The organism is Methanobrevibacter sp. (assembly GCF_045646205.1).
Classification (GTDB): domain Archaea; phylum Methanobacteriota; class Methanobacteria; order Methanobacteriales; family Methanobacteriaceae; genus Methanocatella.
Map to the genome: position 1 here is coordinate 47086 of NZ_JAZRKF010000007.1, position 12759 is coordinate 59844.

15 protein-coding genes are annotated in these 12759 nt (G+C 33.8%); 6 read left to right on the forward strand and 9 right to left on the reverse strand.

The window, feature by feature from the left end:
• Positions 1–46 precede the first annotated feature (46 nt).
• From ACKI44_RS01875 to ACKI44_RS01885, 3 genes are read right to left on the reverse strand one after another with little or no spacing between them, the layout of a single operon-like run.
• Positions 47–748 (reverse strand): tetratricopeptide repeat protein, encoded by a 702-nt coding sequence (locus ACKI44_RS01875; protein ID WP_407421001.1) that lies wholly within the window; start codon positions 746–748, stop codon positions 47–49.
• A gap of 49 nt (positions 749–797) precedes the next feature.
• A complete protein-coding gene (locus ACKI44_RS01880) occupies positions 798–1817 on the reverse strand; it encodes an N-acetylneuraminate synthase family protein (protein WP_407421002.1) in 1020 nt (339 codons plus the stop codon).
• 8 nt (positions 1818–1825) lie between these two features.
• A complete protein-coding gene (locus ACKI44_RS01885) occupies positions 1826–3496 on the reverse strand; it encodes a cytidylyltransferase domain-containing protein (protein ID WP_407421003.1) in 1671 nt (556 codons plus the stop codon).
• 83 nt (positions 3497–3579) lie between these two features.
• Between ACKI44_RS01885 and hypD the strand changes: the two genes are divergently transcribed.
• The 3 genes from hypD to ACKI44_RS01900 are packed head-to-tail and all read left to right on the forward strand — an operon-like array spanning position 3580 to position 6648.
• Positions 3580–4626, forward strand: coding sequence for a hydrogenase formation protein HypD (gene hypD, locus ACKI44_RS01890; protein ID WP_407421004.1), 1047 nt, complete (start codon positions 3580–3582; stop codon positions 4624–4626).
• A gap of 2 nt (positions 4627–4628) precedes the next feature.
• Positions 4629–5339: a phosphoglycolate phosphatase gene (locus tag ACKI44_RS01895; RefSeq protein ID WP_407421005.1), complete on the forward strand. Its 711-nt coding sequence runs from the start codon at positions 4629–4631 to the stop codon at positions 5337–5339.
• 1 nt (position 5340) lies between these two features.
• A complete protein-coding gene (locus ACKI44_RS01900) occupies positions 5341–6648 on the forward strand; it encodes a TldD/PmbA family protein (protein ID WP_407421006.1) in 1308 nt (435 codons plus the stop codon).
• A gap of 57 nt (positions 6649–6705) precedes the next feature.
• Here the strand turns inward: ACKI44_RS01900 and ACKI44_RS01905 are convergent, their stop codons facing one another.
• From ACKI44_RS01905 to glp, 3 genes are read right to left on the reverse strand one after another with little or no spacing between them, the layout of a single operon-like run.
• A complete protein-coding gene (locus tag ACKI44_RS01905) occupies positions 6706–6960 on the reverse strand; it encodes a hypothetical protein (RefSeq protein ID WP_407421007.1) in 255 nt (84 codons plus the stop codon).
• An 8-nt stretch (positions 6961–6968) separates the two neighbouring features.
• Entirely contained in the window at positions 6969–7430 is a 462-nt protein-coding gene (locus ACKI44_RS01910) for a GyrI-like domain-containing protein (RefSeq protein WP_407421008.1), read from the reverse strand.
• A 25-nt stretch (positions 7431–7455) separates the two neighbouring features.
• Entirely contained in the window at positions 7456–8679 is a 1224-nt protein-coding gene (gene glp / locus ACKI44_RS01915) for a gephyrin-like molybdotransferase Glp (RefSeq protein ID WP_407421009.1), read from the reverse strand.
• Positions 8680–8787: 108 nt separating this feature from the next.
• Here glp and eif1A point away from each other — a divergent pair, with 108 nt between their 5' ends.
• The 3 genes from eif1A to rhuM all read left to right on the forward strand — a co-directional run bounded on the left by eif1A (position 8788) and on the right by rhuM (position 11278).
• The gene (eif1A, locus tag ACKI44_RS01920) at positions 8788–9093 is read left to right on the forward strand and encodes a translation initiation factor eIF-1A (RefSeq protein WP_296794631.1); all 306 of its coding nucleotides are present in this window, start codon (positions 8788–8790) and stop codon (positions 9091–9093) included.
• A gap of 30 nt (positions 9094–9123) precedes the next feature.
• The gene (locus ACKI44_RS01925) at positions 9124–9897 is read left to right on the forward strand and encodes a serine protein kinase RIO (RefSeq protein WP_407421010.1); all 774 of its coding nucleotides are present in this window, start codon (positions 9124–9126) and stop codon (positions 9895–9897) included.
• 349 nt (positions 9898–10246) lie between these two features.
• A complete protein-coding gene (rhuM, locus tag ACKI44_RS01930; protein ID WP_407421012.1) occupies positions 10247–11278 on the forward strand; it encodes a RhuM family protein in 1032 nt (343 codons plus the stop codon).
• Between the two features lie 118 nt (positions 11279–11396).
• On the opposite strand, the gene ACKI44_RS01935 is transcribed toward rhuM, so the two are convergent.
• The 3 genes from ACKI44_RS01935 to ACKI44_RS01945 form a co-directional block, all read right to left on the reverse strand.
• Positions 11397–11573, reverse strand: a complete 177-nt coding sequence (locus ACKI44_RS01935) for a hypothetical protein (RefSeq protein ID WP_407421014.1) — start codon at positions 11571–11573, stop codon at positions 11397–11399.
• A 198-nt stretch (positions 11574–11771) separates the two neighbouring features.
• A complete protein-coding gene (locus tag ACKI44_RS01940) occupies positions 11772–12056 on the reverse strand; it encodes a hypothetical protein (protein ID WP_407421016.1) in 285 nt (94 codons plus the stop codon).
• Between the two features lie 16 nt (positions 12057–12072).
• On the reverse strand, positions 12073–12666 hold the full coding sequence (locus ACKI44_RS01945) for a hypothetical protein (RefSeq protein ID WP_407421018.1): 594 nt from the start codon (positions 12664–12666) through the stop codon (positions 12073–12075).
• Positions 12667–12759 lie beyond the last annotated feature (93 nt).

Genomic DNA, 12759 nt, shown 5'->3' on the forward strand with positions numbered 1-12759 from the left:
AATATATGTTAAATGATAATTAGATTACCATTTAAACAAAAAACAGTTATTCTTCTTTTAATTTAGCAATAGCAAAATTCCATTTAATTTTGGAATCCTCCGGAAGTACAGATATTTCACTGGCTTTTTTAAAGAACTTATCTGCTTCAAGGAAATCTTTCTTATCAAAATAAACTAAAGCTTTGCCGTTAAAAGCTTCAAATGATTTCTCATCGATGTTTAAAACTGAATCATATACCTGAAGCGCATAGTTTAAGTCACCTTTTAAATGAGCTGCCTTTGCAATATAAAGTCTTGCATCGATATTATCCTCATTTAATGCCAAACTGCTAATCAGTTCATTAATAGCTTCATCATATCTTTCCAAATTGATTAAAGCTCTTCCTTTTAAATAATAAGCTTCCCAATTTAAGTCATTGACAAGCAATGCCTTGTTACAAAGATAAATAACTCTTTTTTCCTCACCGGAGTTGTTGAGTTTTTTTCTGGCCCTGTTAATATAATCCGCATCCCTGTTTAATGCCTTTCTAGAATTTATTGAAAAGTCATCGATTATATCGCCCAAATCATTTTCATCAAGCATGTCTAAAGCATTATTTTTTATTTGGTCAACATCGCTTAAAAATTGATTTAAAATAGATTCTACAAAAAATTCTGTGTCTTCAGGGCGTTTTAATTCTGTTCCACATTCAGGACAGACTTTTTCATAACCCTCAAGTTTGTAACCGCATTCGTAACAAAATTTCATAGATAACACCAATTAATAATTTAACACTGGGCATTATAAACTTTGCTTTTTATTCAATCATGCCAAAGTCAATTAATGTATCATTTTCAATGTCTACTAATGCAGTCTTTCCAACCACATCATCAATCAGTGCAGGTGAAATTCCGGTTCCAGGTCTTTTAAAGGTTATTGAATCAGGAGTTATGACATCTCCTTTTTTAATGTCTTTAGCAGAAACAATGGAACGCCTTGATTCACGTTTTACAGATGACTCACATATCAACGGCTGTTTGTTTTTCATTCCGCTGAGCTGAGATAAAAATCCAATGTTTGCTTTAAATATCATCACGTCTTCCGGATCCATTGAATGCTCATGGTCGTTTCCCGGAAGGGATTTGTCAAGAGTGAAATGTTTTTCAATAATGTCCGCCCCGTAATTATAAGCAGTGGTTAAAACGAACATGTTTGAATCAGCCCTGGTATGATCAGAGTATCCTATTTCATAATCAGGAAAGTTTATGGCCAAATCCTTTATCATTGCCAGATTAGCATCCCTGTATTCAGTCGGATAAGCCAATACTGAGTGCATTATTGCAATATCGACTGTTGATACTTCTTCAATAGCTCTTACAGCAGCCTTTACCTCATTTAATGTTGCAGCACCAGTCAATAATAAAATAGGTTTATTTTTCTTTGCAACATATTGAATAAATGGAATATTCGTTAAATCGGATGATGATATGGAATAGATATCCATAAATTCATCAAGATAATCTACGGATTCGAAATCCAGAGGTGTTGAAAAAAATTTAATTTTTAACTCAGCACAATAATCTGCCAGTTGGCGAAATTCATCCTCACCGAATTTATCATATTTTTTAAATAAATCAAATTGATTCTGAGACTCTTCAGAGATAATGTTTTCAGTTTTATATGATTCAAACTTGACCGCATCAACTCCTGCCTTTTTAGCTTCCAAAATCATTAATTTAGCCGCATCAATATCAGAAATTTCTTCTTTTTGAGCAATATCATAATAGTTTACCCCAATATCTGCAATGAGAAATGGAGTTTTATAAAAGATTTTCATTCTCTCACCTAATGACTCTGTTCAAATTGGCGAGCCCAATATTTCTGTTCAACAACAGACCATATGTTTTCAAAACCATGCTTTAAATCAATACTTTTCATTAAAAGACTCATGTTCTGTCTTAAATCAAAGTCCTGCCAGACGATTTTAAATTGGTTTGTGATATCTTCATTTGATACTGTTTCTGCAAGACCCATATTTATGAATCCATGTTTATGGGATCCAAAATCATGTGTCTGTTCCCGTCCGTTTTGGCAAAGACAAATACATGGAGTTCCAACAGAACAGATCTCATACATTTTACGTCCGGCAGATGAAAATACCAAATCGGCCCTCAGCATGAATTCACTGATATTTCTAACATTCTTAAAAATTTGAACATTATTATTTGATTCATATTTTTCAATGAATTCAGCTTTTTTCGGGTAATTCAATGGCAATATAACATCAATTCTACCTGCATAGCCGCTGGCCGATACAGCTTCCAATACCCTTTCAGTCAGGTTATTTTCATCATTTCCTCCGAATGCCAGCAATACATTATTGACATCCGGACCGACAATTTTTGTTGGCTGGAAATAAAATTCATCCCTCAAGACATAATACTGATAACCGCTGAAAACATTTCCAAAACTGCCGTCATGTTCATACAATGAGTCAAATACCACATCTGCTTCTTCTGAACCAGAACCGATGTCTTCAAAGTTTATTACAAAAAAGCCCATTTCCTTTTGGCGATTAACATACTCTTTAGTAGTTTCAAAAATATCGTTAACAACAATTTGAGGATTGAACTTTCCTAATAATTCAAATAACTCATTCTCACCATCATATAATTTAAATGGAAAATTGAAACTTTTTACTATGTCTATTCCCAGTTTGTGATTTTCATCAAGCAGGAACAATACATCATCACTCAGCAATCTTGAAGCAAGAGATATGCACCGGCTTATCGGACCTGTGCCGATATCCTTATCAGCATTGACTATCATTGCAATTTTTTTCTTATTCAGATATCTCTCAGCCACCCACCAGTCTTCGTAAGAAGCAATGTCAATACTTTCCTCTTGGGAAATTTCAATCAAATCAATGTTATTGCCCATACGGGAATTTGGAGTTAAAAAACCACGTCTTGTAGCAAAAATTCCTCCGGTTTCAATATATTCCTTCGGAAGGTATTGCTGATTAAGCCTTTGAGAATATAACGGAAAATAACGATTTTCCTCTTCATTATAACCCCAACTTAAATGTTTATCACCAATTACTGAAATGACAGTGTCAATATTGAAATTTTCAAATCTTTCAATAGCTTTGTCTAACGTTTCTGACTTTAAAAGTGGTGAAGTCGGCTGCAATGTAACTACAATATCGTATTCGTCAAATGCCAATTTTTCCTTTTGAACTGTTGCATCATAAACAACAGGATCAATCGGGATTTTGTCGCCTGCCAAATCGGGAGTACGTCTGATGACACTTGCTCCAAATTTTTCAGCGATTGCAAGAGTTTCTGCATCTTCAGTTGATACAACAACATCGTCAACGTACTTGGATGACTTTGCGATGTTAATTGCATATGAAATTAATGGTTTGTCTGCAAGTAAGCGTATATTCTTACGGAGAATTCTTTTTGAACCTCCTCTCGCAGGAATAACTACTAAAATTTTATTGTTGTTAAACATGTTAATCACTAAAATATAAAAAAATTTAATTAATATCTATACTTAATATTAATATATTATAATATTAAATCTTTGGTGTTAAAATGAAAAATATGTCAAAAGAACTATTGGATAGAATTAACAAGTTAGCAACACCCGTTAAAATAATGCACGTATGTGGTTCCCACGAACATACAATAATGGAAAATGGGATTAGAAGTCTGTTACCTGACGAAGTGGAAATTGTTGCAGGTCCAGGGTGTCCTGTTTGTGTTGTTCCATCACGTGAGATAGATGAGTGCTTGGAACTGGTTGAAAAAGGAGTTACAATCACAACCTTCGGAGACATGTTAAGAGTTCCGGGGTCAAACGGTTCCCTTGCAGATGCTAAAGCTGAAGGCGGAGATGTAAGAATTGTTTACGGAATCAATAAAGCTATTGAAATAGCTGAAAAAGAAGACAATGATGTTGTGTTCATGGCGGCAGGTTTTGAAACTACCGCACCTACAACAGCAGCAGAATTGCTTTCCACACCACCCGAAAACTTTTCAGTATTATCCTGCCACAGACTAATACCTCCGGCAATTGATTTTTTAATTAATTCCGGCCAGACCAGTTTGAACGCTTTAATCCAACCTGGACACGTCTGTACAATCATTGGAACAAAACCTTTCGAATATTTCTCTACTGACTTCGGCATTCCACAGGCAGTTGCCGGATTTAATCCATTAGACATTTTAATGTCTGTCTATATGATTTTAAGACAGATTCACAATGAAACACCAAAAATAGATAACGAATATGCAAGAGCAGTGAGAGAAGAGGGAAATGAAATTGCAACCAAAATGATTGGAGAAGTATTTGACGTTGCAAGCAGAGAATGGAGAGGATTTCCTAAAATACCAAATTCCGTTTTAGAAATTAAAGACGAATTTGCAGAATTCAATGCCCGTGAAAAATACGATATCGAAGTTAAAGATGTTAAGGAAGCACCTAAAGGATGTATCTGCGGACCTATCTTAAGAGGGCTTGCAAGGCCTGAAGACTGTAAACTGTTCAGAAATGAATGCAATCCGCTTCACCCTATTGGAGCATGTATGGTAAGTAAAGAAGGAACCTGTAACATCGCACACAGATATTCAAGAGGATAAATATGAAGATTGAAGCAATAGCTGTTGATATTGACGGGACAATAACTGACGATACAAGAAAAATCTGCATTTCCGCTATAGAATCTTTAAGAGCTGCTGAAAATGCAGGAATTCCTACGATAATCGTTACAGGCAATGTAGTTAATTATGCATATGCCGCTGAAGTTTTAGTTGGCTGCAGCGGAGGTCTTGTAGCAGAAAACGGAGGAATGATTTTTAAGGAAGGATACAACAACAATGCTGTTGAAATCTTAGTTAACCGTGAATATATCGAAAAGGCGGATGTGCACCTTAAGGAAAAGCTAGGTGATGATTACCAAAAGCACGCATCACATGACAACAATTACCGTGCAACCGAAATAGTATTTTATAAAACTATTCCAAAAGAAATTATTGAAGATGCACTTAAGGATTATGAATATGTTGACGAATTAGAAATTTATGACAGCGGCTTTGCGCTTCACGTAACCGATAAACGAGTTAATAAGGGAAGCTCACTTAGAAAATTATGTGAAAATAACGGCATTAACATGGATAATGTTATGGCAATCGGAGACAGCGAAAACGACGAGGACTTTTTAAAAGAAGCAGGAGTCAAAATAGCTGTCGGAAACGCTGATGACTCACTAAAAGAAATCAGCACATACGTATGTGAGAAAAACTTCGGTGACGGTGTTGCTGAAGCTATTGAAAAATTTGCATTGAGAGGATAGAATGATACATGAAATTGCAGACAAATGTGTAAGGGAAGTTGAAAAACTGTCTGATGTGTGGGAAATTTATATAGCAAACACTGAAAGTATTGAAGTTGAATCAAAAAAGGATATTTTAAGTTTTGCAAAGGAAGAAATTGACAGCGGAGTTGGAATCCGTATAATAAAAGATGGAAAAATAGGTTTTGCATACACATCCGATTTAGATAAAATCCCACAAACTGCCCAAAAAGCCTTAGACAATGCAAAACTAAATAAAGTTGATGAAAATTATGAATTTGCAAATGTTGAAAAAGTCACAGACGTTAAAGGAACATATGATAAGAAATATGATGACTTAAGTCTTGACGAATGCTGTGAATTTTTAGAAAACATTATTGAAAGGGCAAAAGAAAACAAGTGTGACATAAGCTCCACCGGATTTTCAGCATCCAAAGGCGAAGAGCTGATTTTAAATTCAAACGGAGTATCCATTCATGGTGAAGAAACCGGATTCAGCGGAGGCCTGTCCGTAAATATAGAAAAGGACAGTCAATTTGTAACGGCATACGACTACACTGCATCAAGGCATTTGGATTTGGAATATGAAAAACTGACCGATGATGTCTGTAAGCTGGCTCACGATTCACTTAATCCAAAAGCAATAGAAACCAAAGACTGTGATGTTGTCCTGGATTATTACGCCGCATCAGGATTGCTTTCAACATTTATCGCAGGATTCAATTCAGAAAATGTCTTAAGAGGAAGATCCATTCTTCACAATAAAATAGGCAGTGAAATTACCAATACTGACCTTTCAATCATTGATAATCCATTGCGTGAAGGTGCAATGGGAACGGTAAAAGCGGACGGTGAAGGAACCGCCTCTAAAAAAACCGTTTTGGTTGAAGACGGAATATTGAAATCATTCCTATATGACATTTATACCGCCAATAAAGCAGGTGAGGAAAGCACTTCCAACGGTTATAGAGGATCATACCTAACGACACCTGACATTTCTGCGTCAAACCTTGAATTTGACTTTAAGACACATGTCGGATTGGATGAAATCGATTCCGGAATAATAACAACCAGTGTTTTGGGAGCACATACTGCAAATCCAATTTCCGGAGACTTTTCAGTAGAAGCAAATAACGCATTCATCATTGAAAACGGTGAAATAACTGACAGCGTTAAAAAAGCAATGATATCCGGAAACATCTATGAATTAATGGGTAGTTGTGAAGGAGTTAAATCTGAAATTAAACAAAAAGGATCATTTATAATTCCAAAAATCCTTGTTCATGACCTGAAAGTTATTGGACTATAGTGACAGGTGGTTTTAAATCCTTTTGGATTCATTTAAAAAAAAAATTAAAAGGAAAAGTTAAAGTTTATTTAATTTTTTCCTGTAAATTTCAATAGATGAGTCGGTATAATCGGTTGTAAGGTGTTTTTCTTTCAATACGTTACCCTCATCAAATAGTTTCTCTTTTGATTTGATTGCCTTATCAATTTCATTTTCCAACTTATTGAGTCTGGATTCATAAGATATTTCTGATTTGATAATGTTTGCTCTTGTATTTTTAGATAATCTTTCAATTTCTTTATCAACATCAAATTTTTCTTCTTTTTTAGCCATTTTACCACCTACATTTCAATAATAGGCAATTGGATTTCTGTAATAAATTCTTTTTCGTCATCACAATTGTGGAAACTTTTAACTAAAACCTCTTTTGGAGAACCGATGATATCGTAATTGTTGGCCTGTGAAACTTCAACCAATTTTTCATAGGTGTCTAAAATGTTATCTGTAGGTCCTTCATGAATTCCGCAAAGCATCTTATGTTCCACCATGTCAACTACACGGATAATGTCTTTTTCATCAGCATCTTCCTTAATGGCGATTCCCACGTCGTAAACTGCATCGCCTTCATTTACTTCATGTCTTGGTGAGAAATAAATAATGAATGGTTCGCCATCGGCTTCAACCTCTTCTGCTTCAACCCATCCCATCAATTTAGAAACCAGAATGTCTAAATCACCGATAGGACCTTTATAATTAATAACCGCTAATTTTTGATCTGGAATAATTTTTATCTCATGTTCCATACTTTCACCTAATAATAATTTTAATTTAATTGAATAAATAAACTTCTACTTCTTCTCCCTCATCCAATAATTCAACTGATTTTTCAACTTTCACATAGCCGTCAGCACTGGACAGGGAAAATATTGCACCGGAATCCTTAAAAATCGGATGAATATCTGAACCGTCAACTTTAACCAGCTGATACTGCATACGGCCAACAGGAGAATGAATTCTTCTAGTCATCACGCCTTTAACTACCTTTTGCTCGAAATTCTTTTCGATTCCTGCAACTTTAGTTAATGGAGGCGCTACAAAGGCATTGAATATCATTAATGCAGATACAGGATTTCCCGGAAGACCAATAACAAGTTTTTCACCTATTACGCCGACTATTGTTGGTTTTCCAGGCTGAACTGATATTCCGTGAATATGAACTTCACCCAGCTCATCCAAAACATGCTTTATGACATCTCCAAGACCTGCTGAAGTTCCGCCTGAGCACAAAAGAATGTCGACGTCTTCAAGAGCTTCCTGAATCTTTTCTTTTACCTGGTCGTAGTTATCCCTGACGACTCCCAAAAATCTTGCATCGGCACCGCAGGATACAGCGTCATTTTTAATCATGTTTCCGTTAACATCATAAATTTTACCGAATGGCAAGTCTTCACCCTGCATTGTAATTTCATTTCCTGAGGATATGACTCCAACACTAGGCTTTTTATATACTTCAATTGTTTTAAAGCCCTGTGACAGCAATACGCCAATTTTACCCGGAGTCAATACGTCACCCTTTTTAAGGATAAGATTTCCTTCCTCAATATCCGAACCTTTCTTTGCAACATCCTGGGACGGTGTTGCAGTAGTGAATAAATGAACTTTATCATCTTCTTTTTCTGAATATTCAACCATTACAACGGCATTTGCACCTTCAGGCATTGCTGCACCGGTACTGATTTCAATACATTTTCCCTTTTCAACTTTTTTGTCTGTAATGGAACCTGCCTCTAAAAAATCAATGACATCAAGAGTATTAGGTGACTCTTCACTTGCACCGTAACTGTCTTCAGACAATATCGCAAAACCGTCTTTTAACGCCTTGTCAAATGGCGGAAAGTCCATTCGGCTGTAAACGTCATTGAATAATACTCTTCCGTAAGCATCTTCACAGTTAATTTCTTCGCTTTTAGCAGTACAATACTTATCAAATAAATCCTGAATAATATCCTGTGCCTCATCGCACTCTTTTATTTTTAAAAATTCGGTACCCATCTAAACACCTTTTTTATAAAATCCAATAAATTAATATATAGTTTATTGATAAATATATAAATAATTTATATTAATGAGAATTAATATTTTAATTTTGGAGGAGAGTATTTGTCTAAAGCTAATAACAATAATCAACAAGAGTATAGAAGAGTTAGAACTCCTAAAAAGGGAGAAATACCTGGAGTAGTAGAACAAATTATGGGACATGGTAAATTAAAAGTCAGATGTGCAGACGGACATATCAGAATGACTAGAATTCCTGGAAAAATGAAAAAACGTATTTGGATTCGTGAAGGCGACGTTATCCTTGTAAAACCATGGGATTTCCAATCCGATGAAAAAGGAGACGTAATCTGGAGATACACCAAAACAGAATCTAACTGGCTTGAAAGAAAAGGTTACTTAAAAATGTAACCACACCATTTACTTTTTTTACTGATTTTAATGGACCCTAAAGTAGCTAAAGCTGATGCAAAACATCAAAAAATTCATTCCGAAAAAAGAAAAAAAGACAATTCTGAGCGAAAAACCGGAAATGAAATTTTTGATAAAATCACCTTAGAAACACTATACAAATTAGCAAACCAAGGCCACATTGACATTTTAAACGGTGCCATAAGTACCGGCAAGGAAGCCAATGTGCTTACAGGCATAACTGACGATGAAAAATTTGTAGCGGTTAAAATCTACAGAATAGCTACTTCCGATTTTAAAAAGATGAACTATTATCTTAACGGGGATCCAAGATTTAATGTTAAAACTAAAAATAAACGTAAAATCATCTATTCATGGGTTACAAAAGAGTTTAAAAACCTGACAAGATTATATGATGCGGGAGTTAACGTTCCAAAACCGATTACCAGTGCAAATAATGTTTTATTGATTGAATTTATTGGTGATGAAAACGGAAATCCTGCGCAGCCTGCAAAAAACCAAACGCCACAAAATCCTGATGAATTCTTCAACAAATTATTGGTTGAATTGAAAAAATTCGTTAATGATGCCAAATTAGTTCATGGAGACTTATCCAACTATAACATTTTAAATAAGGAGGAAACTCCAGTCATTATTGATGTTTCCCAATCAGTAGTTCTCGATAATCCAATATCAAAAGAACTGCTTGAAAGGGATATAAATACGCTCGTTAATGAATATAGTCGCTTAGGTGTTAAAACTAGTTTTGAAGAAGTTTGGGAATATATTGACCCTAAGTTTTAGATGAACACGCTTATTTAATTTAAATTCATTGATAAATTTTAAAATAAACAATTAATCCTAGTTAAAGTATATCGCTTATATTTTTAGTTTTTAATTCTTCATCAATTTTTTCAGAGACGGATTCCAATAGTTTCATTAATTTTTCTAATCTGGAAAAATACCAATCCTGTGCCACTTATGAAATTCTTTAAGGAGTTTAGGTTTTAGCAATATCGTCTAAGAGTAGAAATTGTAGCAGAATAACTTAGGATTATAGAAAAATCTTACTCTTCAAATGCTCTCTCTAATCTTTTAAATACATTATAAACATACTTATTATTATAGCAATTTTAGACACAGGAGCTTGAATATGAATAATGAAATTGTAAAAACATTATTATATACCAGTGAAGACGGAGCAGTAGCCATAAATGTAATTATTGATTCTGAAAATGACACAATGTGGACTACACAGAAAACTATGGCAGAATTATTTGGTAAAAATATCAAAACCATAAGTAAACATTTAACTAATATTTTTGAGTCCGGAGAATTGGTAAAATCAGAAGTTACATTCAATCCGAACGATTCCACTAATAGTAGAATCGTTATTATAAACCCTAATGCAAAATCACAACCAATATTATACAACCTGGATGCCATAATATCAGTCGGCTATCGCGTAAACAGCAAACAAGCCACACACTTTCGCCGATGGGCAACAGGAGTACTTAAGGAGTATATTGTAAAAGGTTTTGCACTGGATGATGAATTATTAAAAAAAGGCACAAGATTCGGGAAAGATTACTTTGACCATTTGCTTTCAAGAATCCGTGAAATTCGTGCTTCAGAGAGAAGATTTAATCAAAAAATCACGGATCTATATGCAACAAGTGCAGACTACAATCTGGATGCAGATGAAACAAAAGACTTCTTTGCCACAGTACAGAACATGCTCTTGTTTGCAATAACAGGTCAAACCGCCGCTGAAATCATTAAATCCCGCAGTGACAAAAATAAGCTTAACATGGGATTGACAACATGGGAAGACGCCCCTCATGGAAAAATCCTGCAGGCGGATGTGGTAATTTCAAAAAACTACTTAAACGAAATGGAATTGGATTCATTGAATACTCTTGTTGACGGTTTTTTAACATTGGCAGAAACAAGGGCAAATTCCCAAAAGCCAACATTCATGAAAGACTGGAAAACGTTGCTTTATGGATATCTTGAATTAAGCCAAATGCCACTATTGGAAGGAAAAGGTAAAGTTTCAGCTATTGAAGCCAAAACTCATGCGATTAATGAGTATAATGAATTCAGAATAGATCAGGATAGAAATTATGAATCTGATTTTGATAACCTGATTAAGTCTATTAAACGGCTGGAAGGTAAAAAATAATCAATTTTATTTTATAATCGTTGCCAGAGAAGCTGTGAGTAAAACATCTTTTTTACGGAATATATTGACCCTAAATTTAATAAAATTTGTTAAAAACATGATAGTTTAGTTAAAACAATCATAAATAGTCATATTTTCCTTTTACTTTGTTAAATTGAAAATCATCAATTTTAGACACCCCACCATAAAAATCCTCATCAAAGGTGATGAAATCCAAAGGAAAATCATTTTTTAAATTAAAGTCATGAGCATCAAGAACAATATCATCATCAGGAGCGTGAACATTGAAAGACATTAATTTCTTTTTTAAATCAAGGTATTGTTTAACTCTATCATCTGTTAATAATGTATTTTGTTCCCATTGAATTTTTCTAGAATAAATTAAATTTTTCAAATCATTTAAGCAATTTTGAATAGCTTGAATGAAAGAATTGTATGTTGGAAATCTTTCATTGACATAATCATCCCAAAATTTTTTTAAAGAACTTAAAATTTAATCACGTTTTTTGCCATTGGAATAATTTCTCATCACATATTTTTCCAAATCACTGAATTCAAAATTATGAAAATTTTCAGGTTTTAAATCATTGGCCAAATCTTTATAGAACTTAACTAAAATTTTCCTTTTACTTTTAAATACAGTATTGCATTCACTTTTAACAAGTTTTGACCAATAAATATTATTATATTCTCTAAAAACTACCATTGATTTATTATTTAGAGGATCAATAGAAAACATATAGGATATAGAAACATTTGTATCAACAAAAGAATTCATAATATGACCCCCAATATTATCCTAACAATGAATTGGATATTTCAGACAAAGTTTCTTCATTGTAGTTTTCACTAGGCTCATATATTTCAGCATAAAATGATTGTTCAATATCAACCAATTCCGAAGAAAATTCATAATATTTCTGTTCATAGGCTTCGTTAGAAGAACCTTTTTTAAATTGAACAAGGTCGTAAAAAGAGTTTAATAAACCCCTAATCATAGAAATATGGTGCAATAATGATTTATTATCCAATATATAAAATGCCATGTCTTTAATAGAAGAGAAGTCATAGAATTCATCTTCAAAAAAATCTAGATTGGATAAGATATTTTCTGTATTATCAAAGGAATCTTTTATATTTTGAATTAACTCATCTAAAGCAGGAGGATTGTTTTGAACAATGATATTTTCAACATTTGAATAAATCTTTTCTTTCAATTCTTTAATTGCATTAATAAATGAATCATAGATAGTTCTAGAATAAGAGCCATATCCATTATTTATTAACATATAACCATTTCCATTTACAAACATGGAATTCAAAGCCTCCTTTTTAGTTAATTGAACCTCTCCGGCTTTGTAGAAGCCGGAGATTCTTAGGCCGTACATATAGTTTTTACTTCACAATTACTTAGAAATATTTCTAAGTATTTTTGTGGAAACATATGTACGAAATCTACTAAGCTTGGCACCGGTGAACCA

Excerpts from the sequence above, each read along its gene's own strand:
- ACKI44_RS01875 (WP_407421001.1), bottom strand. The coding sequence starts at position 748 with ATGAAATTTTGTTACGAATGCGGTTACAAACTTGAGGGTTATGAAAAA.
- ACKI44_RS01880 (WP_407421002.1), bottom strand. The coding sequence starts at position 1,817 with ATGAAAATCTTTTATAAAACTCCATTTCTCATTGCAGATATTGGGGTA.
- ACKI44_RS01885 (WP_407421003.1), bottom strand. The coding sequence starts at position 3,496 with ATGTTTAACAACAATAAAATTTTAGTAGTTATTCCTGCGAGAGGAGGT.
- hypD (WP_407421004.1), top strand. The coding sequence starts at position 3,580 with ATGAAAAATATGTCAAAAGAACTATTGGATAGAATTAACAAGTTAGCA.
- ACKI44_RS01895 (WP_407421005.1), top strand. The coding sequence starts at position 4,629 with ATGAAGATTGAAGCAATAGCTGTTGATATTGACGGGACAATAACTGAC.
- ACKI44_RS01900 (WP_407421006.1), top strand. The coding sequence starts at position 5,341 with ATGATACATGAAATTGCAGACAAATGTGTAAGGGAAGTTGAAAAACTG.
- ACKI44_RS01905 (WP_407421007.1), bottom strand. The coding sequence starts at position 6,960 with ATGGCTAAAAAAGAAGAAAAATTTGATGTTGATAAAGAAATTGAAAGA.
- ACKI44_RS01910 (WP_407421008.1), bottom strand. The coding sequence starts at position 7,430 with ATGGAACATGAGATAAAAATTATTCCAGATCAAAAATTAGCGGTTATT.
- glp (WP_407421009.1), bottom strand. The coding sequence starts at position 8,679 with ATGGGTACCGAATTTTTAAAAATAAAAGAGTGCGATGAGGCACAGGAT.
- ACKI44_RS01925 (WP_407421010.1), top strand. The coding sequence starts at position 9,124 with ATGGACCCTAAAGTAGCTAAAGCTGATGCAAAACATCAAAAAATTCAT.
- rhuM (WP_407421012.1), top strand. The coding sequence starts at position 10,247 with ATGAATAATGAAATTGTAAAAACATTATTATATACCAGTGAAGACGGA.
- ACKI44_RS01935 (WP_407421014.1), bottom strand. The coding sequence starts at position 11,573 with ATGTCTTTCAATGTTCACGCTCCTGATGATGATATTGTTCTTGATGCT.
- ACKI44_RS01940 (WP_407421016.1), bottom strand. The coding sequence starts at position 12,056 with ATGAATTCTTTTGTTGATACAAATGTTTCTATATCCTATATGTTTTCT.
- ACKI44_RS01945 (WP_407421018.1), bottom strand. The coding sequence starts at position 12,666 with ATGTACGGCCTAAGAATCTCCGGCTTCTACAAAGCCGGAGAGGTTCAA.